The sequence below is a fragment of the Paenibacillus sp. TY11 genome, from assembly GCF_059772165.1.
On record NZ_JCBAIQ010000019.1, the window covers coordinates 32,044 to 55,739 of the forward strand.

Here is a 23,696-nt window from a genome sequence, read left to right on the forward strand (position 1 = left end):
CATGTTCAATCGGTACGCGCTGTTTGAACAATTCCCTCATGGATCCCCGAATATCTCACAGCTTACTCCAATAAGTCTGGTCAAACGGTTCAAATTCAGCTAATATAATTGATAACTATTCTCATTTGGAGGATCAGGATGAATGAAAGCATTTGAGGTGGATGTGTGTGAATTCAAATTCGTTATCATTAATATATCAGCATTATTTGGAAAAAACTCCGTTCAGACAACAGAACGAGCATACGTATATCATTTTACCGGAAGCGGGCCATGGACATATCCACCGAGTTACAACTTACAGCGGAATTGAAATTGTGTATTCGCACCTTCAATATCACGAGCCGTACCCGACCAGCTTTGCTTCCAGAGGACAAATGATTGAGCTTCAATTTGCGCTTTCCGGTCAACGTCATGTGAATGTGGCTGGTCTGGATTATACACTCCCGATGGGGCAGGGGGCACTTATTTTTTTACAGGATTTTAAAGCGCTTTTCCATCCTCCAGTTAATGAACAATACAAATCATTTGCACTTGGCATTCCTGTTTCGTTGTTTAATTATGCGGCTTCACAGTTAGCGGCTCGTCGGCAGGTAGCTATTGAATTTAATCAAATTCTTAAGGGAGCTGCATTCCATCACTTTAGTTTTGAACTGGATCACAGAAGTATAGTGATGATTGAACATTTGATAAAAGACTTGAAAAGTGTGCATAGATCGCCTTTATTAATGGAAGCAGCGGCATTAGAGATTTTAAATAGGTTTATGATTCAATTATTTGATTTAACACCCATGCCCGAAGGTTTGTCTAAAGAAGATGTCAGAAAGCTGCATATGGCTCGGCAAATCCTTGAATCTAGCATGATTGATCCTCCCTCACTAATCGCATTATCCAAAAAAGTTGGCCTAAACGACTTTAAATTAAAAAAGGGGTTCAAGGCTTGTTTTGGAACTACTGTATTTGAATATTTGCGTCAAATTCGTCTGAATTATGCGATGAAGCTGCTACAAAGTCAAGAAAGCAATGTGACAGAAGCAGCGATGGCTGTAGGATACAATAATGTGAGTGCATTCTCAGAGCAATTTTTCCGAGAATACGGAGTGAAGCCATCATCCTTAAAGAAAGTATTTTAAAATAAAAATCCGTTTAACCGTAGAATAATCCGTATATAGGCAGTAGTGTTTTGCTATGACTCGTATACTTCTGCATAGAGAGAATCTATAACAGAGGAGTGTACGAGGATGAATAGAATAAAAGGGAGCATCTTTTTCAGTGTATTTGTGGCTATGCTAGGGCTCATGCTCATTGCTCCAATTATGCCGCCCCTTATTCGTGAGTTGGGGTTAAGAGAAAGTCATTCCGGGTTAATTATATCGCTGGGTTCTATTACCATGGCCTTAATGGCTCCAGTGTGGGGAAATCTGAGTGATGCAAAAGGACGGAAACCTGTAATCCTGATTGGGTTCATCGGGATGTGTATAAGTTGCTTGCTGTTTACGCTTACTCTTTTTGGAGGATTAAATGGATGGCTCAGCGGGGGGCTGTTGTTAGTCCTGCTGATTGTTACACGCGGTTTGATAGGCGGGTTTATCCCGGCGGTATTGTCATCCTCTCAAGCCTATATGGGAGATGTGACGGAGGGAGAAGATCGAGGGAGTGGAATGGCTATTATTAGCGCGGCCAATGGGCTTGGACTGGTATTTGGACCCGCTATTGCAGGTGCCTTTACTTTAATTGGCTTGCTGTGGCCCTTGTATTTTGGAATCGTGATTGCTGCTGTAGCATTTGTAGTGGCCCTGCTGGCAATTCCGTCTGCAAAACCCGTTATTCAGCAAAAGCCAGCTCGGATTAATCCTTTTCAGCCGGGTCTACGAATGTATTTGTTTGCAGGATTAGTTACGATGATTAGTATTGTGACCATCCAGGTTATAGGCGGATTTTATTTTCAAGATCAATTAGGCCTTTCATCCGAAGAAACAGCAAGAGTAGTTTCCTTTGGGCTCATGTTTTCTGGAGCAGCCATGTTGATCGTACAGATCGTTCAGATGAAATGGCTTAAATGGCAACCCAAGCCAATGATTTTGCTCGGTTCTCTGTTCCTTATTGCCGGGATGCTGTTATTCCTCATTTCAACCAGCTTGGTAGTCTACAATTTAGCGTTCTTTATGTTTGGTATAGGTACGGGCTTACTAATGCCTGGATTTATGGCCGGTGCTTCTCTTTCTGTCAGTAAAGAACAGCAAGGGGGAGCTGCTGGTTTGGTGGCTGCTGTCCAGGGCATTTCTGCGATTATTGCTCCTATTTTGACGACGACTCTGTATCGGGTGGACAAATATATTCCCTTTGCTCTTATAGCGGTTCTGGTAGCTGTTATGGCTATCATTATGTTGGGGGTAAGAAAAAGAAAAGGGGCAGGAGATTGACTAAGAGGAGATGATCTTTATCTACGCGGATGACTTTGATATCCTGTTGTCTTGATCCCTGCTGGGATAATCCGATTTCGGAGTCGGTATGCGCGAGATATTAACAGAAATGGATGCTTGGCCAGCTAAAGAGCCAGAACTGCGTGCATTCATAGATTCTTTTACAACTTGGGCAAGAATGCAGTTGGAACGAGTAGATGGCATTGTCGTAACCGGGAATTTATAGAGTGAATTGATAAAGATCCTTTGTCCTATTGGATGAAGGATCTTTGTGCTTTCTATATATAGTAATCTGGCAAAGCGACAATACTTTTACGGTTGTGTTGTCATACTTTTTGATTTTTTTTCATTAATTCTTTACATATAAATAACTTTATACGTTAGTTTAGTGCACAAACGACAAAATTCGTCATTATTTTTAGTTATTCAGGACGTGGAAACTGTTCTTGTTCCTTAGTACAATGAATCAAAATAACAAGTGATGAAAAGAAAGATGACAAATACACGAGGGATTACGGATAAGGGGGGACAGGCTGTGGCCGTATACACACTACGTAGATTGATACAAATGATTCCGGCACTGCTTGGTATTGTCGTCATTACATTCATGATCTCAAGAGTGCTTCCGGGTGATCCTGCCGTGATGCTTGCGGGGGAACAGGCTACACCTGAGACGATTGAAAATATTCGTAGTAGCATGGGGCTGGATCAACCGAAGTACATTCAATTCTTTCATTATGTAGTTGGATTGTTCCAAGGTGATCTGGGTCAGGCTTATCACACCGGACAGTCAGTGGCAAGCGACTTTGCTACCCGGTTTCCGGCAACCATCGAGTTAGCGTTGGCAAGCTTGGTTATTGCGATTCTGGTGGCCATCCCGATCGGCATTTTGGCGGCAACCCGTAAAGAATCGATTGTTGACCACATTTCACGTGTGTTTTCCTTGATCGGTGCATGTATGCCCATCTTTTGGATTGGACTGTTATTCATTTATATTTTTTATGCTAAATGGGGTATTGCTCCTGCGCCAATGGGCCGAATTAGCGGTGACATCAATCCTCCGACGCACATTACGGGGCTTTATGTACTCGATAGTCTGATGACCGGTGATTTTGTAGCTTTAAAAAGCAGTTTATCTCATTTGGTCCTGCCAGCAATCTGCCTCAGCACAGGCACTATGGCGATTGTGGCACGGATGATGCGTTCCAGCATGCTGGAAGTGATCGGTCAGGATTTTGTTCGCACAGCCAGAGCCAAAGGTCTGCGCGAAGGAATTGTTATTTATAAGCACGCACTCATTAACGCCTTTATTCCAACACTTACCGTACTTGGTTTGCAGGTCGGTTACCTGATTGGTGGAGCGGTTATTACCGAAACCATTTTTACCTGGCCAGGAGTGGGCAGCTATGTGACGGACTCTATTTTGGCGGCTGACTACGCACCGATTCAAGCATTTACCCTCGTAAGTGCGCTGATTTACAGCTTTATCAATCTTGGAGTCGACTTGGTTTACGGATTGATTGATCCACGTATCCGGTACGAATAATGAACGAAGCACAAAAGTAGGGGGAGGTACTCGGATGAGCACTGCAAGTGATTTGGTGGCAAAAGCGGCTGTACCTCAGCCCAATGCAGCCGCTATACCGAAACGAAAAACCTTTTGGCGATTGTTGTTTGGCAATAAACTCGCTTTAATCGGATTCATCTTTATCGTTGGCTGGACGCTCATTGCCATCCTCTCATCATGGATCGTTCCACATGATCCTTATGTAACCGACCCGGCGAACAAGCTGCTGCCGCCAAGTGCAGAACATTGGTTTGGGACCGATAATTACGGACGCGACATTCTCAGTCGTGTTATTTACGGAGCGAGAATCAGCATATGGACAGGGATGATCGCCGTGTCGATCTCATTTATCATCGGCGTACCGCTTGGAGCCATCGCAGGTTTCTATGGCGGTCGAATGGGCAGCATTATTATGCGATGTATGGATATTCTGTTGGCTTTCCCGTCGCTGGTACTCGCCATGGCCATTGCTGCAGCGATGGGACCAGGACTGATGAGTGCACTCATCGCCGTGGGCATTGTAGGCATACCCGAATTCGCCAGACTGATTCACGGACAAACCATCTCTCTCCGGGAAAAGGAGTTTGTTGAGGCCAGTCGGGCGATTGGTGTAACGAACGGAACGATCCTGTTTCGCCACATCTTGCCTAATGCACTTGCCCCACTGCTTGTGAATGCAACGCTTGGAATGGGCTTCGCCATTCTGACCTCAGCCAGTCTCAGCTTCCTGGGACTCGGTGTGAAGCCTCCAATTGCTGAATGGGGCGCAATGATTTCAGAAGGGCGAGCGTATATCATTTCCGGTGAGTGGTGGATTGTAACCTTCCCGGGTCTTGGAATTGCGACAGCTATTTTGGGCTTCAATTTGCTTGGAGACGGTTTGCGGGATGTTCTTGATCCTAGACTGCGCTCTAGCAAATAAAAATAAATAGATCATTAAAGGGGAGAACGTAAGCCATGTTGAAAAAAAGTCTTTCTCTAATTGTCGTCTTGTCTACGTTGCTATGGACGGCAGGCTGTGCGAGCAATGCTAACAGCCCGTCCGCTTCATCTGGAGAGAAAGGCGCAGATGCCTCATCCCCACCAAAGACGATTACACTTGCTTACTCGGAGGGAGGGTCAACCATGGACCCTGCTGAAGCGAGTGATCTTACATCGGACACCCTTGTGCTTGCGCTCTATGATCAGCTTGTGACCTATGGCAAAAAGTCTACCGATAGCGGCGAAGTGGCAGATACGGAAGCAATTAAGCCCATGCTGGCTGAAAAATGGGATGTGTCCGCTGATAACATGACTTATACGCTCCATCTGCGTAAAGACGTTAAATTCCAGAGCGGCAACCCGTTGACCGCCAATTCTGTGTTGTATTCCTTTGAGCGGCTTAAAAATTCTGATTCCGGTAGCTTCCTGTATGGTATGAGCTCCATTAAAACCGCTACAGCGCCAGATGAGCACACCGTTGTCGTTACATTGTCCCAACCCAATCATATGTTTCTGCAAATCCTGTCATTGTACAACTTCTCCATTGTGGATGATGTGCTTGTCAAAGAAAATGGCGATGGCGACTATTTGAAAACACATGCGGCAGGTTCAGGTCCGTTCAAGCTTGAAAAGTGGGACCCTGCGACAGAAGCTGTCTTTAATGCTAATGACAGCTACTGGCAAGGAGCGCCAAATCTGAGCAAAGTAACGATGAAGTTTACCAAGGAAGCTTCCAACCGTGTACTTCTGCTGGATAAAGGCGATGTGGACATGGCGATTGAGATTCCTGCAAAGGATGTTTCGAAGCTGGAAACCAACGCTGATCTGAAGGTTCAATCCAATGCAAGTAACCGGATTCTGTATTTCGCCATGAATAACAAAGTTAAACCTTTTAATGATCCAAAAGTGCGTCAAGCGATTGCTTATGCCATTCCTTACGACCAATTAATCGACGATGTCATGTACGGTCAAGCAAAGCAAATGAAGAGTTCTGTAGCGAGTAACACGCCTGGCTACACCGATGCGGGCTACAGCTACAAGCACGACCTGGACAAAGCAAAACAACTGCTTACAGAAGCGGGTTATCCTAATGGGTTTAATTTTGACATGACACTGGGTTCCGGCTTCCAGGACTGGGCAGATGATGCTGTATTGATTCAAGCTGAACTTGCCAAGATTGGCGTAAAGATGAATGTTGTCAATGTTGCTCGTGCACAGTTCCTTGAACAGCAACGAGAAGGCAACCTGACAGCATACATTTCCAAATGGACTTCCTTCGTCAACGACCCTGGTTACCATCTCGGGTTCCTGATGTACAGCGGCGGTTCTTCGAATTATATGCATTATGCTAATGCAGAAGTGGATAAGCTTTGGGAACAAGCAGGCAAAGAGCAAGATGAAAATAAACGTAAAGAGCTGTATGGCAAAGCACAAGAGCTTATAAATCAAGATTCGCCATGGGCGTACCTATATGAATACAATCGGGTTGTTGGTATGAGCAAAGACGTCATTGGATATGTTTACTACCCAGATGAGGTTATCCGATTCTATTCATTGAATAAAGAGTAAGCTGTGATCTTACCTTATGCCTTCGGTTTTTACAGCCGAAGGCTATCATTTTACACCTGAAGTATGAAGCTGATCCCGATGGATCGTAAAAAATTTAGTTGGCTAAATGAAAAACGTGAAGGGACTGAATGGAAATGACAGATTGGAAAACGTTGGTTCTTGATGAAATAGATAAACGGCAGGACGAATTGCTTGAGCTATGCTCACGGTTGATTCAGTTTCCTTCGGAAAATCCTCCAGGTGATTCACGCGAAATTAGTCAGTTCATTATGGACTATCTTAAAGAAGCAGGTATAGAAACAACGGTGCATGAATCCGGGCCGAATATGTGGAATCTCATTTCTGATTATGGCGCTGAAACGGCGGACGGAAAAAAACTGATTTTCTGTGGGCATACAGACGTTGTGCCGGCAGGGGATCGTACTCGTTGGGATTTTGATCCGTTTTGTGGTGAAATACGTGATGGCTATCTCCTGGGTCGCGGTGCTTCGGACATGAAAGCAGGACTGGGCGGATTAATATTTACCATTGCGCTGTTCTCCAAACTAGGCGTACCACTCGAAGGTGCGTTGTCGTTGCTTGTAGTTCCAGACGAGGAAACCGGGGGACATCTTGGAGTACCTTGGGTGCTGGAAAGAAAACTGATTGAAGGAACAGCTGCTGTGATCGCAGAGCCTTCAGGTCCGCAAAACCCGACCATTGGGCAAAAGGGAAGCTGCTGGTTTGAATTTACCGTTGAAGGCACACCAGGTCACGGCAGTTTGCAGCCAATCGCAGGTGACAGTGCTATTTTGAAGGCGGCAAAAGGAATTGAAGCGTTGCAGCAACTGTGGGACATCAAGCCGGACATCCCGGAAGAAGTCAAAGAGATCATTGAAATTTCCAAGCGTTATGCAAGCGAACGGGAGAACCCAAGCTATGGACAAGCGTTTGATCATGTAACGGTGAACATTGGTACGATCCAGGGGGGCACGAAAGTCAATGTGGTTGCGGACCGTTGCACAGTGCAAGTGGATTCCCGTGTTCCATTTGGCGTAGACCACCGGGATGTACTGGCCAAAGCCAAAGAATTGCTTGCAAGTGTAGGCATTGACACGAAACCCAAACAATTCGGGTTTTATGGTAATGCCAACTGGACCCCGCCAACCGAGCCGATTGTACATGAACTTGTGGAATCTATCGCTGAGGTCAGCGGTAAAGAGGCCTATGGCGTACTGCAATGGGCAACCAGCGACGCACGTGCATTCCGCAAATACAACATCCCTGTATTGCAATACGGGCCTGCCGACCTGCCGACGATTCATAACTTTAATGAAAAAGCTCCTGTATGGCAGATCATTCAATCTGCGAAAGTATACGCTTTGACGGCGCTTAAATATCTGAAAACAACACAAAAAGAAGCATAAGGAGATCTGCCGCATGATGAAACAAGTATTTGAAGTTTATGACCTTTTGGATAGCCCGTCCGCCAGCGGGGCAGAAGTCAAAGCTTACCTGGAGCAACTGGGTCAAGCGGAGATTATGGTCTCAACCGTGCAACGTGAAAAGGGTGCTACGGATTTTATTAAAATTGTCATTGCCGGTAAAACGGGTCGCATTCAGGGGGGCGATTCTCCAACCTTGGGTGTAGTAGGGCGACTTGGTGGACTAGGAGCACGACCGGAAATGATCGGATTTGTATCCGATGGTGACGGTGCGGCAGCGGCAATTTCGGCGGCGGCTAAACTTTTGAGCATGCAGTCCAAAGGAGATGTGCTTGACGGAGATGTGATCATCTGTACGCATATTTGTCCAGATGCACCCACTCAGCCCCATGATCCAGTTCCATTTATGGATTCACCCGTAGATATTTTGACGATGAACAAATATGAAGTGACACCCGAAATGGAAGCGATTCTGTCCATTGATACGACCAAAGGGAATCGGGTCATTAACCATAAAGGTATTGCCATTTCCCCAACGGTACGTGAAGGCTACGTGCTACGCATTAGTGAAGACCTCGTCGATATTGTGCAGACCGTTACTGGCGAACCGTGTGTCACGTTTGCTGTAACTACGCAGGACATCACACCTTATGGTAACGACCTGTATCACATCAACAGCATTTTGCAGCCAGCGGTGGCCACTTCCGCTCCAGTGGTTGGTGTAGCCATCACGGCCGCTGCTCCTGTCCCAGGCAGTGCAACGGGGGCCAGCCACGAAAGCGATATTGCGCTGGCGGCCAAATTGGCTGTAGAAACAGCCAAAGCTTATGGACGTGGGCAATGCTCTTTTCATTCGGAAAAAGAGTTTCAACATATTACTAAATTGTACGGTACCATGAAGCATCTGCAAACGATGGGCAAGTCCGAATAAGCTTATTCCCTAAGATGAAGAATGTGAAGGTTCAATGATGGACAAGGAGGAGGAAGAGGGCATGGCACAACTGCTTGAAGTAACCAATCTCCGGACGGAGTTCAAGACTGCGGCCGGCACCATCCGGGCTGTAGACGGCGTCGATCTATCGGTTGGTAAAGGCGAAACACTCGGAATCGTTGGAGAGTCCGGGTGCGGCAAGAGCATTACCTCCCTTTCCATTATGCAGCTCCTCCCCAAAGGACTTGGGAAAGTAGCCGCTGGTGAAGTACGGTTTAACGGTGAAAACATGCTGGAATTTTCAGAGCGGAAAATGCGTTCGATTCGTGGCAACGAGATGGCCATGATTTTTCAGGAGCCCATGACCTCGCTGAATCCCGTGTTCAAAATCGGCAAGCAGATTGCGGAGTCTGCCCGCTACCACCACGGTGTAAGCAAACACAAAGCAAAAGACATGGCTGTGGAAATGCTGACGAAAGTGGGAATTCCACGTCCAGAAAAAGTAGCCGCTTCTTATCCGCATGAACTCTCGGGCGGTATGCGCCAACGGGTGATGATTGCGATGGCAATGGTGTGCAATCCGAAGTTGCTGATCGCCGATGAACCGACAACGGCACTCGATGTAACCATTCAAGCACAGATTCTTGACTTGATGCGTGAGCTACAGAAGTCCGAAGGAACTTCCATTCTGATGATTACTCATGACCTTGGTGTCGTTGCTGAAATGTGCGATCGGGTCGTGATTATGTACGCCGGACAAGTAGTAGAAGAAACGGATGTTAAAACACTTTTTAAAGATCCCAAGCATCCGTATACCCAAAGTTTGCTAGCCTCACTGCCGCAATTGAACAGTGATCAGGAGCGTCTGGCTTCCATTCCGGGCCAGGTTCCCAACCCGCTCGATATGCCAAAAGGTTGCCGCTTTGCACCACGTTGTCAGTTTGCCAAGGAAATTTGCCGTGCAGAGGCCCCGGAGCTTACAGAAGTGGAACCCGGACACAAAAGCCGCTGCTTGCTACAGCAGGAGGGATATCATGAGTACACTGCTTGAAATACGTAATTTGAAAAAGCACTATCCGATCAAAAAAGGACTTTTTTCCAAACAAGTGGGAGCAGTCAAAGCGGTGGATGGTATTAACCTGACTGTACAGCAGGGTGAAACCCTGGCAATCGTGGGAGAATCCGGCTGCGGCAAATCCACAACTGGACGGGCAATTCTCAGATTGATTGAACCGACGGATGGAGAGATTCTGTTTAATGGCACGGATATACGTAAGCTAAACACAGAGCAGCTGCGCAAATTCAGAACGGATATGCAGATGGTGTTTCAAGATCCGTTTGCTTCGCTTGACCCCAGATGGACGGTACAGCAGGTGCTGGAAGAACCGCTCATCACGCATGAAAAGCTAAGCAAAACGCAGCTCAAAGAGCGGGTGGAAGAGCTGCTCGAAGTGGTCGGGTTGTCTCCTTATCACGCACATCGTTATCCGCATGAGTTCTCGGGTGGTCAACGCCAGAGGATCGGGATCGCACGTGCACTGGCGCTTCATCCCAAATTTATCGTGTGTGACGAGCCAGTCTCGGCCCTCGATGTGTCGATTCAGGCGCAAGTGCTCAATCTGATGAAGGACCTGCAAAAACAATATGACCTGACGTATATGTTCATTTCCCATGATCTGTCGGTCGTCAAATTTATCAGCGACCGCGTGGGTGTGATGTACCTGGGCAAGCTGGTCGAACTCGCACCGACCCAAGAAGTGTTCAGAGAGCCGCTGCATCCGTATACAAAGGCGCTAATGTCTGCCGTACCTGTAGCTGATCCGGAAGCGGAGCGTGATCGGATTGTACTTAAAGGGGATGTGCCCAGTCCAGAAAATTCGCCAAGTGGTTGTGCGTTTCATAACCGCTGCCCGGCAGCCATGGAGATATGCAGCAAAGTACAGCCCATCTTTGCCGAAGCTGCACCGGGGCGACAGGTAGCCTGTCACTTGTATCCAGCTTCCACGCCGGAACAAGCGATAGCCGGACAGGCATAAGCCAGCTGAAAAAGAATATGTAGTCTCTTGTGAAGTCAAAAGGTCAAAAAAGGTCAAATTGATTGAAATCTAAAACTATTTTTGACAGATCGCTTAGGATCGGGTTATTTCGGTATTTTCAGCCTCTTTTGAACTTTGAGCCTCGCTCCTTTCGGTACTATAATATGAATCGTAAGGAACCCAAACAACAACCAATTAAAAGGAGCTGATTTTCATGTTTGATCTGATCCCATTTCGTAAAAGAAATGAAGACTTCTTTGGACAAATGTTTAAATCCTTCAATGGTATGGTTGATGACCACTGGCTTGCTCCATTTAGCAGCAACTCTCAGACATTTCGGACGGATATTCGTGAAGAAAACGACAGATATCTGGTGGAAGCTGAGCTTCCAGGCATTGCAAAAGAAGATATCGACATCGATATTGCCCATAATTATTTGACGATCCGTGCTAAACGGAATGAATATCATGAAGAGAAGGATGATACGAATAAAATGATTCGACGGGAGCGCCGTTCTGGGGAATTTGTCCGACGCTTCTATGTGGATCATGTTGATGAAGAAGGCATTAAGGCAAAACTGGATCAAGGCGTATTGAAACTTGAAATTCCTAAACGTCAGGGTGACGATCGTTCCCGCAGACAGATCCAGATTGACTAAAGGGGTATGATGTAGAAGACAGGGCTGATTCATCAGTCCTGTTTTTTTGTGTACGTCCTGTTTAAAAGACTCGATTACATTGTAATTGAGCCTTTTAACTGTCCTTAATATTACTGGAAAAACTTAGAATAAAACTTTGGACAAACACTGTGACGCTTAGCTTGCGGAGGAGTTATTCCTCCTTCGGTTTAAATTCTTATGAATTAGAGTCGCCCTCTGCTATAAAATAGGCTATCTGCTATGCTAAAATAATGAAATTACCTGTAAAGCTATTATGACCATACTTCTCGCATGCCGGAGTCAGCCGATGCTATGGACACGAAGAAGGGAGGATACATCCTTGGAAGCAATACTAAGACGTCACTGGCCGGAGTGGAACGGAACGCTACAGAAACGAACCGGGGGTTGGAATAATACGACGTATTTTGTTAAGAGTGGTGGACGAAGCGGGGTGCTGCGCGTCTACGATACACACAGGGATCGGGATAAAATTGAATTTGAGCATGCGGTTTTGCAGGAGCTGAGTAAGCATTCTCTATCATTCAGGATACCCCAGCCTATTCCAACGGTCACGGGAGAGACGCTTGCTCAACTGGAGAAGGAAAGCGGCAAATATGTGTGTCTGTTCAAATACATAGAAGGCATATCACCCCTGGAGCAGGATTCGAGCTTTGCCTATTCTTTGGGCGAGACTACGGGGGAATTATCTGCTGTGCTTGCGACATTCAATCTTGATATGACTCCAGTCTATCGACCGTATTATGCTTTGCAGCAATCCTATCCATTGTGTAACCGGGAAACGGTTCAAGGCTTTTGTTTACATCCGCCTGAGCCTCTAAAGGATTTGCATGAAGAGCTGCGGTTAATAGGAGCAGCTTATGAAGAGATTACAGATTCGCTTCATGCATTAGAAGAGTTGCCGCATCAGCTTGTACATGGAGACTTGAACGCTTCCAATTTGTTAGTAAAGGATTCGGATCATAGTCTAGTAACTGCACTGCTTGATTTTGAATTTTGTACGCTAGACGTTCGGGTCATGGAGCCGGCGGTCATCTTATCTGGATTTTTGGGACAACCGGAGGAGACGACAGCAGTTCGGGATTTTTGCCGAGGCTTCAGCCGCCAGGTTCATCTAAGCCACAACGAGATTGATGCTTTGCCTATTTTGATGCTGCTTAGGAAGGTAGACGTATTTCTTCATTTTTTGAGTCGCTTTCTGGAAGGAACGGATCAGTCACATGTACTGCAAGAGCAGGTCAAACAGATCTCTGCCGACTTGCTCCAGCTTTCTACCAGCAGTAGCTGGATTCAGGAAGAGTTGGTTCAAGCTGGAACAGTGTATGAATAAACGAGCTAAATACCACGTTATGTTATAGTCTCTGGAAAAATTGAGCCTGAGTCCATTGAGATGTACTCTGAACAGGAGGAGCAGATGAATAGTTGGCTAACGAACACGTTACGACCGTACTTCGGGCTGGAGACGCTGGAAGAGCATTGGGACGTGGTAGAAATTAAAGAAGGATACTTTATTTGTATGGATGGGGATGTCATTCGCAAGCGAATTTCTTCCACTGAGGATACCTATGGAGAAACCGATGTAGAGATTCTTACGCGTGACCGGGCATTTGTTTTGCCTAAAACGGCTCGTGGCAAAGAGAAAAAGCTGAATTACACAAGTGTTTCGAGCATCAAGGCAGAAGGCATAACCTTTTCAGCAGGCATTCGAAGGGATCGTCCTCTTAGTTATGTTACTGCTGTGAATAGCAAAACGGGTGTGAAACTCCCTATTACGGGATGTGAGCATTTACATAGTAAAGAAGAGATCATCGATTGGCTTATGCAATATCCGTCACTTGTGCCCAAGGATTACGATCGCAGGTTGCACCGACTGAAGCATATGAAAAACCAACGTTATAAAACGGTCCCGGGAGACATCTTCCGCGTGGAAATAGACCTTTTCACAGATGGATATGTACTGGTCATTGGAGATCTGCGCCAAATGCAAAAGGATCAGTTGTTTGCAGAGGATAGCATTTGGAACAGTGTCATGACCATGCCTTTATTCGTGCGTCCGTATTTGTTTACGAGTCGTGACCGTTCAACAGCTTTGGAATCTATCACAGCCGCCCCATTATCCGAAACGACCTGGATTGTTATGGATGATTCCTTTATGCGGGGTGCCTATGAGCGGGTAGGGCATAAGCTGTTAGTGGAAGAGGATATTGTGTTCCCCATCGGCTATGGCTGTAGTACGGATAGTAGAAAAGAAAGAACATATAGTCTGTCCTGGGGAACGGGCACGGTTTCCAAACCGGAAGGGGAGACAGTGTTCAAGTCTTCACGAAAATTTTTAAATAACGGTGTGTATTCAAGTGTCGTTGCCGACTGTTTTGGCTCTTGGGAAGAGCGGGAGTGGTACAAAACGCTGGATAATCCGTTATATCAGGATGAGCGTCGAAAAGCACTGGCCGAATTCGGATTCCTGGAAGACATTTCGTATGATGAGTTCAACCGTCAAACGGGAGGACTGACACGTTCGGAATATCTCGCATATTTGATAAGAATCTATGGCGGGAAAAAATGATGAAAACGGATTTGATTTTTTAATAGGAGGGGCCAATGAAATATCTTAAAGATTGCCCGGAACCAGGCATGGGAACCTGGTATTTTGAAATAGATTCAGATGGTGTCGCCTATCGACAAATTGTAATCCAAGATGATGGCATTTATATCGCTTCTAATCGCAAGCACGAGCAGTATCATTTCTTATTAGCCGAGCAACCGATTGATGACACGGAGCCCTATTATACTAAAGTTACAAAAAAAGAGTTTGAAGAAATCTGGTCCAATTATCTTCACACCTTCAACAAGGAATGGCATCAAATCAAAAATGCACTGCCCGTTGGGACTAAGGTAAAGGGTTATATTGAAGCATTTTTCCCACACGGTACGCTTATTCATATTTTCCAGCATCATGCGGTCGGATTGTCAGACACTCGTACATATGAGGAAAAGACACCATCCGAGTGGATGTATCCGAAGCATGAGGTCACGGCCATTGTAAAAGGATACGACGAAGTGAATCAGTGGGTGATTTTAGATCAAACGCAGGTTTGCAAAAATCAGTTCGCAGGTTGAAAGTGAATTTTGGGATATGCGGGAAGGGGAATGAACATGCATACTTTAACTGTTGATGAACTGGTGGATAAGGATAACCATGCATGGGAAGAGGTCAGAAATATTCTGAAAGAAGGCCGGAATTCACATCACATTGTATCGGCCGAATCGGAATCCGCTACGGGGGACACGCTGTACCGTTTGCAGGTGAGTACGAAGTCGTATTTGGGAACAGTTGCCTATGAGACAGGAGGAATCGTGTTTGATTACGGTTGGATCACCTTGCTGGGTGCGGGTGGGTCTGGAATTTTCGGTAGCTTGACCTCATGGAACGGGCTTCAAGAGCCGGAAAGTGTTCCTGCACTTGAGGGTATGCTGATTGTGGCTTATGATGCAGCAGGTGGATTTTTTGGATTGGATACAGGGAAATTCGGACGTAGCGGTCATATCTACTATTTTGCACCAGATGCATTGGAATGGGAATCCACAGAGCTGGCCTATTCCGGTTTCTTGAGCTGGTTGGCTGAGGGAGATTTGGACTTGTTCTACCAGACATTCCGCTGGAACGGTTGGCAGAAGGATATGGAGCAACTTCAGCCGGGAGAGGTATTTGCATATTATCCGCCGCTATGGACTCAGGAAGGTGGAGGGGAGACCAGCAGCAAGTCGCCTATAGACATTACAAAAGCATGGCAGGCGGTAGTGGATAAGGAATAGCTTGCTCGGTAGAAATAACAACTCTTAGAGGCATCGAGGTATGGAGGTTGGCTGATATGTGGAGTATTCACTTTGAACAGCAGTTTGTAAAAAGTCTGGAAGCAACGGATGAACAAATCGCAAATTTTTTGAAAACATGGAACATAAAGCTATCGGAACAAGAGATTCACGAAATCAAGCAAAGACAAGTGAACCCTTTTCCAAAGTCGTCTCCATTCTATGATCAATATAAACCTTTAGATCCTGTGAGCTGGCATCTGCCCCAAGGGCAATTTCCTGACAGCTATATGGATTTTTTGAGATACTCTAACGGCGGGGAGTTTCAAAATGGAGAACGTTATTTTCAGTTTTTCAATACCGAAGATTTGAGAGAAATGAACCTTGCCTACGAGTTACCGGAATATATGCCGGGTGCTGTGTCGTTTGCGATGGATGGGTGCGGAAACCACTATATGTTTGATATGAGAGAGGAAAAAAGAAACAATAAGTATCCCGTTCTTTTTGCTCATTCTGGTAGTTTGGGATTTGACGAATGTGAACAGGTTGCCCATTCATTTATAGAGCTGTGTACGGAAAAATGGGCATTGTATTGATGTATTGACTATAAGTACATCTGTGGAGCGACTCCTTGTTAAGACGTACGTATTCCAGAAGTGATTACATAACCCGCAATAATGAACCCTTCGCCGGTTCCATTTTGCGGGTTATGTAAGTTTTCAAACTAAGCCTGTCATGCTACTCATTTGCATTCATCATTTCAATTAACACTTGATATACCATCGGTAAGGTGGTAAAACCGTCACTTTGTAAAAAGTGTCCCCCATGGTCTACTTCATGGAAATCGGCTTGGATGTCTTCAGCTAGTTTCTTACTGAGTGCAAAGGGCACAATTGTGTCATCCTTTGAAGCGATAACTGAACGCGCTTTTAGCGAATCCGTAATTTGCTGATAATCCAAATGGCCATTTGTAAATTCATCTAATGACGGTAGACTCGGCACTGGATCAGTAAAACCGGAAACGAAAACGAGACCACCAAGTGGTTCTGGGATACTTACTTGCTGTAGGTATCTTAATATGGATACACATCCCAAGCTATGACCAATAAAATAGGTGTCTTTATGTAGAACTTTAATATTTTGTAATAGATGCTCGATCCACTCATTAAGTTTGGGGGATTGTGAGTTGGGCATCTCCAGTATATCTACCGATACCCCATCTTCCTGTAATTTGTCTTGTAACCAAGGGAACCAATGATCGGATGGCGACGCTGTGTATCCGTGGATTATATATACTTGTTTTTTATTTTGTATGTTTGTCACAATGCTTTCTCTCCTATCATTCTGTATTTGTATTTGTTTTTGATTTGTTGATGATATGTGTCCCACTTAGTATAAAGACCCCACTTCTAGTTTAGCAAATTCTCTAAGCTCATGAGCACCTAAAATTGTTAATAACGTTTGTCTGTCCCCAACTCATCTCTATTTGAGTCACATAGCAAGTCCAAGTATGAATTTTGCAATCAGAATATTCTTTATTTTTGTAGCACTGTTGTTTTTCTTATAAATTTAAGCGCTTTCTACCGATATATATAGCATCACGTCTGTGATCTGCTTCATTTTCTTGTGTGGAGGACAGTGTTTAGGAGAGCGACCGAAGTACTCGTGAAAATTGAGAGCAACGTGAACTATTATCCATAGACGATCTGGAGGGGTTTGGATGAGTAACAAGCTATTAGACAGGACTAAAAAAGGGAAGGGTTTTAGAGATTTAAAGATCACGACAACGATGATCTCCATGATTATGATCAGCTTAGTGGGTTTGCTCATTGTATCGTTGGTAGGGGTTTTCGGTATGTATCAAGCTAAAGAGGGCCAAGGTATTTTGTACATGGATCGCTTTCAACACCAAACGAATATTCTTGAAGTAAAAAGTGATTTCTACAATATGCGGGCTAATTATACAAAAATACTCGATAATAAAGAGTACACAGATAAACAGTATAAACAGGTACAGAAAGGAAAAGATAGCGTTACAACCGGACTAAATGAATTCTCACAAAGGAATTTGGATGCTAAGGAACAGAAATTGTACGAGGAACTACGGGGGAGTATAGACACATATTATCAGGATATTGAGCAAATCATGGCAGTCAAAAAAAATAGCGGAACGTATGACACGGAAGAGAGAGGCCGGATTAATAAATCCAGTACGGCAATTGTTACGATGTTGACTACGATTTCAGATTATAACAATGAGCAATCCGCCAACTTATATCAAAATACGCAAAATGAGATTAAAATGCGTACAATTGTTTTGATCACGGTTCTGGCACTCGTGCTGGCTATTCTTATCACCATCTCCTTTGCGGCCATTCGAAATATCCGTTTCCGGATGAGTACAATTACGAAATACTGTGAGGAGATTACCCAAGGAAATTTGACGGCAGCACTTGATCCTACCTTGCTCAAAGGAAATAATGAGATCGCTGTCATTGCGCGTGCCATTCAACAAATGACAGATTCAACCTCAATGGTCATAACGGGGGTTATCAATGAGTCACGCCAAATTAACCAACTGAGTGACCAGACGAATTATAATATGACAGATCTCAATGAGCGGATTAGAGATGTATCTGCCACGGTCGAACAGCTGTCAGCAGCTATGGAAGAGACTTCGGCATACACCGAAAACATGAATCATTCTGCGGAAGAAATGCAGCGGGCAGCGGAGTACATCTCGGTCAAAACTCAAGAAAGAGCTCAGTCTGCCAATGATACAAGTGTAAAAGCCGAAACATTGAAGCATGCGGCTAGTGAATCCAATAAAGCGGCCAAGGAAATTTACCGGAAGGCCAATGAAAAGATGAAGGAAGCGCTAGAACGAGCCAAGGCCGTAGACCAAATTCGTTTACTTTCTCAGTCTATCTTAGAAATTACGGCACAAACCAATTTGCTGGCTCTAAATGCATCCATTGAAGCGGCTCGTGCGGGTGAGTCAGGTCGAGGGTTTGCGGTTGTGGCTAACGAGATTCGCAAGTTGGCAGACGGCTCCAAACATGCGGTAGACCAAATTCAGAGTGTTACTCAAGAAGTTGTGCAATCTGTAGAGAATTTAACTACTAATGCCGAAGAATTACTGCACTTCCTGCAAGCCCAGGTGGGCAAGGATTATCAGCTGCTTGAGGATACAGCAGGACAATATTACATGGATGCAGTTGAACACACAAACACGGTCAATGATTTGAACGCCACCTCTAAGCAGGTGAATGCAACCGTCCAAACCATGGTGAGAGCAATCCATGAGATTGCAACAGCCAGCGAACAGTCTGCTATATCCACTCAGCACATTGCTGAGAATATGGTTTCATCGACGGAGAAATCTATTGAAGTGGCACACCAGTCTGATCAGGTGAAGGAAAGCGCTGCTCGACTGAATGAACTGGTCGAAGGCTTTAAAATTTAACGAGGCCATTACGGTGAGTGGTATTTCATATGAAGGATTACTTACCTATAAGCTTGATTAAGTTCGATAGGCAAAGACAAGGGAAAACAATACATTTAAGAAAAACAGTTGGGGAGCCGTAAAAAGGCTCCCTTTTTGAGTTTACTCTTCCAAGATTGCTTTTGGACTACAGTCAAAAACTCGTATCCTGCAACTCTTCCTGTTCAGCCATTTGCATCAGCTTATAAATCTGACGAGTTGTGTTCACATTCCGCACCGTCATTTGCTGATACAGCTTAGTGCCAACTAATTTCGTTAACCCACTTTTTGTGACTTGTTCTTTGCTGACAGAAAACAGAATGGCCCCGGTCGTATATATTATATGGCCTATTCCTGTTTTTAAAGGAAGCCTGTCCAGAACGGAAATATCATTAATTTCATCCCACAGAAACATTACATCACTTTTCATCTGTGTATCATTAGACCATTCATTCGGCAGTGCCTCCATAATGCTCTGAATCTCTTTCATGTTTCGGACGATGACGCGGATGGGTAAGCTAAAATCCTCCAGAATCGCCTGTTCCAATATGAGTGAAAGCTCCTGGTTAGACTGGGTCTGACTAGAAAAAATAATGTTTCCAGAATTAATGTAAGTCGTCACATGGCCCATACCTGCATTTTCAAACGTTTGCTTGAGCTTCTTCATCTCGATCTTGTTGTTGCCGCCAACATTGATGCCCCGCAGTAATGCGATATAGATCATAAAAAGTCCCACCTCTCTTCAAAAAAAGGATTTCTAACAAAGGGATAGGTATTCCATTAAATACGTGGTTTGATTTTCACTCAACAGCGGATGCAGCAGCGGTTTTACGTGCTCAATATATTCTGCTTTGGTTTCGTATGTGTCCTCATCTTTCAATTCTCCCTTAAAGGTACAGGCACCTTCGGTCAGGATGGAAAGAGCAGTAAAGAAGTTAGCCAAAGAGTCAGCCACCTGCTGCGGCGCACCGCCTTCGAATGCAACATATACAGGGGAATCGGGTCCGCTAGTATCGACAATGACTGGATCGTCATTAAAAGTGGCAATCACGACATGATGGGGCGGCCACGAAGAAGATTCTTGGACAAGCTCACCAGATGTAATCCAGCGATAGCCTAGTTGTTGGCGATACAGATGTTCTGGTGCAGCAAAAAAGAGGACAGCAGCATCCCCGATTTCAACTGCCGCATTTTTCAATTTGTGTGTTCCTGCTGCCTTAGCATCGATCATTTCATAATGGCTATACAGATACTCAAGTTCGGGGGATACAGGAATCTGGCTGTCCCAGCAATCTGAAATTTTCTCCATCCGGGGCTGGATGTCGTGGTTTTGGAACAGCCCGTAGGCATCATTATACAAGTTTTGCTGTTGTGCAAAACGGGCCAGAGCTTCACTTAATTGTTTCATAGGTTTGCATTCCTTTCTAATTTTAGGCTATGACCTCCGACAATAACGTTTCATTTCTAGCCTAAAGATATCATAATATAGATATGGAGAACATATGTTTCTGTAATTGTGCCGCCTTGCCAGTCTATCCAGATTAATTTTACAATATAGGAGTTCGAAAATGTTTTGTGCTTAGTTTAATATGCTCAGGCTTACTTGTAAGGAGGATAAGTATGTCATTTTCTAAAATATACGATTACAAATTAAGAGCTTATTTTAATGAGCGTATTTCTGATTTAAGTCATGAATATCTATTTTATTCTTATCCCGATCAAGAGCAAAATTTAAGAATATTAACCCTGAATATAAACGAGCAGGATTATGTTTCTCTAGTGCGATGGCATGATCTGTTTGACAGGTCGCTATTTACAAAAATGGATCATGTCATTCGAAGCGAACTGGATGCTGAACGCCTGATTCGATTGCTTTCGTTAATTTTTAATGTTTTTGATATACATAAAGATGTTGCTTATAGGAGAAAAAACTTATTTTGTTTTTATTATCAATATCAAGTTTCACATCTAAGAGAGAGAGGCAATGAATTCACGTTTGCTCAGGACAGACTACTTTTCCTTCAACATCTTTTATTTGAACTGGGTTTAGGGGACGACATTTATGATCGTCTAACGATTGAAAATAATAGGATCATGTACAGAATGGAAGACGCACAACATTATGATCTGCACATTCTTATTAACATTTTGCATGAGCATATTCACAAAAGTAAGATGGATATGGATACACAAGCAGCGCTGGAAAAAATAAAATTTTTACAAGGCCAATGGGTTAACTTCATGCTGGGTAGTCATGATGTATATGATTTTCCATTCGATGATTTCAACAAGCCGTTTGTAGAAGCAACGATATTTATGCAAGCCTACAGATCTAATAAAAATAGGGTGTTAGAGGTGCTGATAGACTGTATAAATGAGCATCAATCTCCAACAGAACAGTTCATCTCCCATTTGATCTTGATGAATTACTCCTATTTTGTTCTCAAAAGAGATCCTAGCGAAATTACATATCTTAAGTTATTTTGCAAGAAAAAACCGGGAGTTTTTATGAAAGTATTGACTGCATTGCTTGAAATCAGATTTTTTGTCGATAAATCCAGCTTCACAAATGCGGGTATAAATTATTATTTATACAGAGTAAAAGGGGATTAATGATGCCATTCCATCGCGTTTCTTTACCTGATTTACCACCGTCTATCGGACGTCTTACAGCCATTCATCCACTACAGGGCGACTCTCAGGAAAGCATAACCCTGCTGGCACTAAACACACAAGCAGAACTGTGGAGATTAGAACTTCGCTCTGGCAGCGCAGAATTGTGCACACGTATTTGTATTCCTGATTTTAATCCCATGCAACCTGTCCAAATGGTTACCAGTTCTGATGGCAGCTATGTAGCTATCTCCAATCGTTTTGGACGGCATGCGGCAGTGTATGATTTAGTCCATGCTCAAGAAAAAATGCAATTATCTCGGGACGAATATCACTACGATAAAAGTATGTTTCCCCTGGCATTTGTACACCAAGATGGTGCATGCATTCTTGTTCATGGGACGGAATGGAACCGGCTTGATCTGACGGATGTAGAAACAGGCATGCTTTTGACAGCAAGACCTATCCCTATTTATAACAGCGAAAGCAAAAATGAGCACTATCTAGATTATTTTCATGGGAGGCTACTGATTTCACCAGGGGGAAAGTGGATTGCGGATACGGGATGGGTATGGGCTCCATTAGGAGTGGTCCGAACTTGGTCGTTATCGGATTGGCTGCTGAATCCATGGGAATCGGAGAATGGTCCATCGGTTCGCCATCTTTGGCAAACAATAGATTGGGATGGGCCGGTGTACTGGACAGGACCCGATACATTGGCGGTTTGGGGACAGATGGATGCCGATTTGCTGGAGGAGGAAGATTGGGGAGAGGAAGGAGTTGAACCGGCTGTTGTCCTATTCGATATGACCCAGCCCGGGTACCGGCGTGTGCTTCCAGCGATCCCCTCCCTAAATTGTAAGCCTGTTGAAGACGGGGCTTTTCCTTACCCCCAAGCGGATATGGCCATTTGCGGTGACCAATTATTCTTATGGGGAAAAGGAGTCCCGCTTCAGGTATGGCGGCTTTCAAGCGGTGTGCGGGAATATGTAGATACGGAGCGGTTTCCACTTGTTTACCATCAAGAGGCAGGAATTTTCATTGAATTGAAACCGGATAGTCGTTGTAAGGCCTTAAGCTACGAATAAATGGCAGTGTCGGGCTTCCTTCCTGGCGAGATGGGAAAAATATGCGTTAGTTATTACATTTGAAAAGGGGCGTAAAACCAAAATGGCACTTATCAAGGATCGTTTTTTGGGATGCCTGGTTGGGCTGGCCGTGGGCGATGCTTTGGGAACCACTGTGGAATTCAGCAGTCCAGGTACATTTGAACCTGTAACGGATATCGTGGGCGGCGGTGTCTTTGGGTTAAAGCCGGGCCAGTGGACGGACGATACGTCGATGGCGCTCTGCTTGGCCGAGAGTATGGTGCGAAAAGATGGATTTGATCCAGCAGACCAAATGCGCCGATACACCAATTGGTACCACTTGGGATATATGAGCAGCACGGGAACGTGTTTTGATATCGGTGGTGCAACGAGAGCAGCACTGCATCGCTTCGAAGCTACTGGAGATCCGTACAGTGGGTCCGTTGACCCCATGACTGCCGGCAATGGCTCTATTATGAGGCTTGCACCTGTGGCTATGGCCTATGCGGACCGTCCGGAAGAGGCGGTGATGTACGCTGAGATGAGCTCGCGAACCACCCATGGAGCTGCCGAAAGTGTGGAGGCCTGTGCTGTGCTTGCTTCAATCCTTGTGGCAGGTCTGCGAGGAGCGGACAAAGAATCCATGTTATCGGCGGACGTCTGTTATAAGTGGCGGCAGGACGAGCCCGCTTATTCGGCAGCCATTGAAGAAATAATTCGGGGATCTTACCGGTATAAAGAGCCGCCCGAAATACAAGGAACCGGGTATGTCATTCGTTCCCTTGAGGCTGCGTTGTGGGCATTTCACCATTCGACTTCATTTGAAGAGGGGGCACTGCTGGCAGTGAATCTGGGGGATGATGCCGATACGACCGGGGCGGTGTACGGGCAAATTGCAGGAGCTTATTACGGAATAAGCGGTATCCCAAGTCGTTGGAGCGAGAAGCTGGCGATGAAGGAGACGATAGATGAACTGACTGAGGCTTTATGGCAGAAGGTTGAGAAGGAACAAACACTCTAAGGAGATATCTATAAAGATCAAGCTGGGCTGCTTTTCTTATGGAGCAGAGCCCAGCTTTTTTTGTTCACTATAT

Annotated in this window: 23 protein-coding genes; 20 read left to right on the top strand and 3 right to left on the bottom strand. The window is 44.9% G+C overall.

Features of this window, described 5'->3' with window-relative positions; translation table 11 throughout:
• Positions 1-167: 167 nt before the first annotated feature.
• The 16 genes from AC6EJC_RS19800 (at position 168) to AC6EJC_RS19875 (ending at position 16,013) form a co-directional block, all read left to right on the top strand.
• On the top strand, positions 168-1,130 hold the full coding sequence (locus AC6EJC_RS19800; protein WP_444955435.1) for a helix-turn-helix domain-containing protein: 963 nt from the start codon (positions 168-170) through the stop codon (positions 1,128-1,130).
• A 108-nt stretch (positions 1,131-1,238) separates the two neighbouring features.
• Positions 1,239-2,420 (top strand): MFS transporter, encoded by a 1,182-nt coding sequence (locus AC6EJC_RS19805; protein WP_444955436.1) that lies wholly within the window; start codon positions 1,239-1,241, stop codon positions 2,418-2,420.
• Positions 2,421-2,508: 88 nt separating this feature from the next.
• Positions 2,509-2,646, top strand: coding sequence for a hypothetical protein (locus AC6EJC_RS19810; protein WP_444955437.1), 138 nt, complete (start codon positions 2,509-2,511; stop codon positions 2,644-2,646).
• Between the two features lie 309 nt (positions 2,647-2,955).
• Positions 2,956-3,966, top strand: coding sequence for an ABC transporter permease (locus AC6EJC_RS19815; RefSeq protein WP_190299604.1), 1,011 nt, complete (start codon positions 2,956-2,958; stop codon positions 3,964-3,966).
• A 34-nt stretch (positions 3,967-4,000) separates the two neighbouring features.
• A complete protein-coding gene (locus tag AC6EJC_RS19820) occupies positions 4,001-4,909 on the top strand; it encodes an ABC transporter permease (RefSeq protein WP_028542289.1) in 909 nt (302 codons plus the stop codon).
• A gap of 35 nt (positions 4,910-4,944) precedes the next feature.
• Positions 4,945-6,537 carry an ABC transporter substrate-binding protein gene (locus tag AC6EJC_RS19825; protein WP_190297700.1) on the top strand — a complete coding sequence of 531 codons (1,593 nt, stop codon included), beginning with the start codon at positions 4,945-4,947 and terminating at the stop codon, positions 6,535-6,537.
• 134 nt (positions 6,538-6,671) lie between these two features.
• Positions 6,672-7,943 carry a M20 family metallopeptidase gene (locus tag AC6EJC_RS19830; RefSeq protein ID WP_190297699.1) on the top strand — a complete coding sequence of 424 codons (1,272 nt, stop codon included), beginning with the start codon at positions 6,672-6,674 and terminating at the stop codon, positions 7,941-7,943.
• A 13-nt stretch (positions 7,944-7,956) separates the two neighbouring features.
• Positions 7,957-8,892, top strand: coding sequence for a DUF1177 domain-containing protein (locus tag AC6EJC_RS19835; RefSeq protein WP_444955438.1), 936 nt, complete (start codon positions 7,957-7,959; stop codon positions 8,890-8,892).
• 61 nt (positions 8,893-8,953) lie between these two features.
• The gene (locus tag AC6EJC_RS19840; protein ID WP_190297697.1) at positions 8,954-9,943 is read left to right on the top strand and encodes an ABC transporter ATP-binding protein; all 990 of its coding nucleotides are present in this window, start codon (positions 8,954-8,956) and stop codon (positions 9,941-9,943) included.
• Positions 9,927-10,928, top strand: coding sequence for an ABC transporter ATP-binding protein (locus AC6EJC_RS19845; protein WP_444955439.1), 1,002 nt, complete (start codon positions 9,927-9,929; stop codon positions 10,926-10,928). The genes AC6EJC_RS19840 and AC6EJC_RS19845 overlap by 17 nt, the downstream gene beginning before the upstream one ends.
• 214 nt (positions 10,929-11,142) lie before the next feature.
• On the top strand, positions 11,143-11,586 hold the full coding sequence (locus AC6EJC_RS19850) for an Hsp20/alpha crystallin family protein (RefSeq protein ID WP_013311306.1): 444 nt from the start codon (positions 11,143-11,145) through the stop codon (positions 11,584-11,586).
• A 340-nt stretch (positions 11,587-11,926) separates the two neighbouring features.
• The gene (locus AC6EJC_RS19855; protein WP_444955440.1) at positions 11,927-12,934 is read left to right on the top strand and encodes a phosphotransferase enzyme family protein; all 1,008 of its coding nucleotides are present in this window, start codon (positions 11,927-11,929) and stop codon (positions 12,932-12,934) included.
• An 84-nt stretch (positions 12,935-13,018) separates the two neighbouring features.
• A complete protein-coding gene (locus AC6EJC_RS19860; protein WP_444955441.1) occupies positions 13,019-14,170 on the top strand; it encodes an immunity 26/phosphotriesterase HocA family protein in 1,152 nt (383 codons plus the stop codon).
• A 35-nt stretch (positions 14,171-14,205) separates the two neighbouring features.
• Positions 14,206-14,724 carry a hypothetical protein gene (locus AC6EJC_RS19865; RefSeq protein ID WP_444955442.1) on the top strand — a complete coding sequence of 173 codons (519 nt, stop codon included), beginning with the start codon at positions 14,206-14,208 and terminating at the stop codon, positions 14,722-14,724.
• A 36-nt stretch (positions 14,725-14,760) separates the two neighbouring features.
• Entirely contained in the window at positions 14,761-15,420 is a 660-nt protein-coding gene (locus tag AC6EJC_RS19870; RefSeq protein ID WP_444955443.1) for a DUF2625 domain-containing protein, read from the top strand.
• Between the two features lie 56 nt (positions 15,421-15,476).
• Positions 15,477-16,013 (top strand): SMI1/KNR4 family protein, encoded by a 537-nt coding sequence (locus AC6EJC_RS19875; protein WP_444955444.1) that lies wholly within the window; start codon positions 15,477-15,479, stop codon positions 16,011-16,013.
• Between the two features lie 142 nt (positions 16,014-16,155).
• Here the strand turns inward: AC6EJC_RS19875 and AC6EJC_RS19880 are convergent, their stop codons facing one another.
• Entirely contained in the window at positions 16,156-16,740 is a 585-nt protein-coding gene (locus tag AC6EJC_RS19880; protein WP_444955445.1) for an RBBP9/YdeN family alpha/beta hydrolase, read from the bottom strand.
• Between the two features lie 397 nt (positions 16,741-17,137).
• Here AC6EJC_RS19880 and AC6EJC_RS19885 point away from each other — a divergent pair, with 397 nt between their 5' ends.
• Complete coding sequence (locus AC6EJC_RS19885) at positions 17,138-18,883, top strand: methyl-accepting chemotaxis protein (protein WP_444955446.1); 1,746 nt, start codon at positions 17,138-17,140, stop codon at positions 18,881-18,883.
• Between the two features lie 172 nt (positions 18,884-19,055).
• Here AC6EJC_RS19885 and AC6EJC_RS19890 read toward each other — a convergent pair whose 3' ends face one another.
• On the bottom strand, positions 19,056-19,625 hold the full coding sequence (locus tag AC6EJC_RS19890; RefSeq protein ID WP_444955447.1) for a DUF1697 domain-containing protein: 570 nt from the start codon (positions 19,623-19,625) through the stop codon (positions 19,056-19,058).
• A 33-nt stretch (positions 19,626-19,658) separates the two neighbouring features.
• On the bottom strand, positions 19,659-20,309 hold the full coding sequence (locus AC6EJC_RS19895) for a hypothetical protein (protein ID WP_444955448.1): 651 nt from the start codon (positions 20,307-20,309) through the stop codon (positions 19,659-19,661).
• A 212-nt stretch (positions 20,310-20,521) separates the two neighbouring features.
• Between AC6EJC_RS19895 and AC6EJC_RS19900 the strand changes: the two genes are divergently transcribed.
• The 3 genes from AC6EJC_RS19900 to AC6EJC_RS19910 all read left to right on the top strand — a co-directional run bounded on the left by AC6EJC_RS19900 (position 20,522) and on the right by AC6EJC_RS19910 (position 23,623).
• Positions 20,522-21,514, top strand: coding sequence for a hypothetical protein (locus AC6EJC_RS19900; protein WP_444955449.1), 993 nt, complete (start codon positions 20,522-20,524; stop codon positions 21,512-21,514).
• Positions 21,515-21,516: 2 nt separating this feature from the next.
• Positions 21,517-22,602, top strand: a complete 1,086-nt coding sequence (locus AC6EJC_RS19905; RefSeq protein WP_498475279.1) for a hypothetical protein — start codon at positions 21,517-21,519, stop codon at positions 22,600-22,602.
• Between the two features lie 82 nt (positions 22,603-22,684).
• On the top strand, positions 22,685-23,623 hold the full coding sequence (locus AC6EJC_RS19910) for an ADP-ribosylglycohydrolase family protein (RefSeq protein ID WP_444955451.1): 939 nt from the start codon (positions 22,685-22,687) through the stop codon (positions 23,621-23,623).
• Positions 23,624-23,696 lie beyond the last annotated feature (73 nt).

Coding starts and splice junctions, on each gene's coding strand:
- AC6EJC_RS19865 (WP_444955442.1), top strand. CDS start 14,206: ATGAAATATCTTAAAGATTGCCCGGAACCAGGCATGGGAACCTGGTAT.
- AC6EJC_RS19905 (WP_498475279.1), top strand. CDS start 21,517: ATGCCATTCCATCGCGTTTCTTTACCTGATTTACCACCGTCTATCGGA.
- AC6EJC_RS19895 (WP_444955448.1), bottom strand. CDS start 20,309: ATGAAACAATTAAGTGAAGCTCTGGCCCGTTTTGCACAACAGCAAAAC.
- AC6EJC_RS19890 (WP_444955447.1), bottom strand. CDS start 19,625: ATGATCTATATCGCATTACTGCGGGGCATCAATGTTGGCGGCAACAAC.
- AC6EJC_RS19900 (WP_444955449.1), top strand. CDS start 20,522: ATGTCATTTTCTAAAATATACGATTACAAATTAAGAGCTTATTTTAAT.
- AC6EJC_RS19820 (WP_028542289.1), top strand. CDS start 4,001: ATGAGCACTGCAAGTGATTTGGTGGCAAAAGCGGCTGTACCTCAGCCC.
- AC6EJC_RS19875 (WP_444955444.1), top strand. CDS start 15,477: ATGTGGAGTATTCACTTTGAACAGCAGTTTGTAAAAAGTCTGGAAGCA.
- AC6EJC_RS19805 (WP_444955436.1), top strand. CDS start 1,239: ATGAATAGAATAAAAGGGAGCATCTTTTTCAGTGTATTTGTGGCTATG.
- AC6EJC_RS19840 (WP_190297697.1), top strand. CDS start 8,954: ATGGCACAACTGCTTGAAGTAACCAATCTCCGGACGGAGTTCAAGACT.
- AC6EJC_RS19845 (WP_444955439.1), top strand. CDS start 9,927: ATGAGTACACTGCTTGAAATACGTAATTTGAAAAAGCACTATCCGATC.
- AC6EJC_RS19850 (WP_013311306.1), top strand. CDS start 11,143: ATGTTTGATCTGATCCCATTTCGTAAAAGAAATGAAGACTTCTTTGGA.
- AC6EJC_RS19830 (WP_190297699.1), top strand. CDS start 6,672: ATGACAGATTGGAAAACGTTGGTTCTTGATGAAATAGATAAACGGCAG.
- AC6EJC_RS19860 (WP_444955441.1), top strand. CDS start 13,019: ATGAATAGTTGGCTAACGAACACGTTACGACCGTACTTCGGGCTGGAG.
- AC6EJC_RS19810 (WP_444955437.1), top strand. CDS start 2,509: ATGCGCGAGATATTAACAGAAATGGATGCTTGGCCAGCTAAAGAGCCA.
- AC6EJC_RS19835 (WP_444955438.1), top strand. CDS start 7,957: ATGATGAAACAAGTATTTGAAGTTTATGACCTTTTGGATAGCCCGTCC.
- AC6EJC_RS19825 (WP_190297700.1), top strand. CDS start 4,945: ATGTTGAAAAAAAGTCTTTCTCTAATTGTCGTCTTGTCTACGTTGCTA.
- AC6EJC_RS19910 (WP_444955451.1), top strand. CDS start 22,685: ATGGCACTTATCAAGGATCGTTTTTTGGGATGCCTGGTTGGGCTGGCC.
- AC6EJC_RS19870 (WP_444955443.1), top strand. CDS start 14,761: ATGCATACTTTAACTGTTGATGAACTGGTGGATAAGGATAACCATGCA.
- AC6EJC_RS19885 (WP_444955446.1), top strand. CDS start 17,138: ATGAGTAACAAGCTATTAGACAGGACTAAAAAAGGGAAGGGTTTTAGA.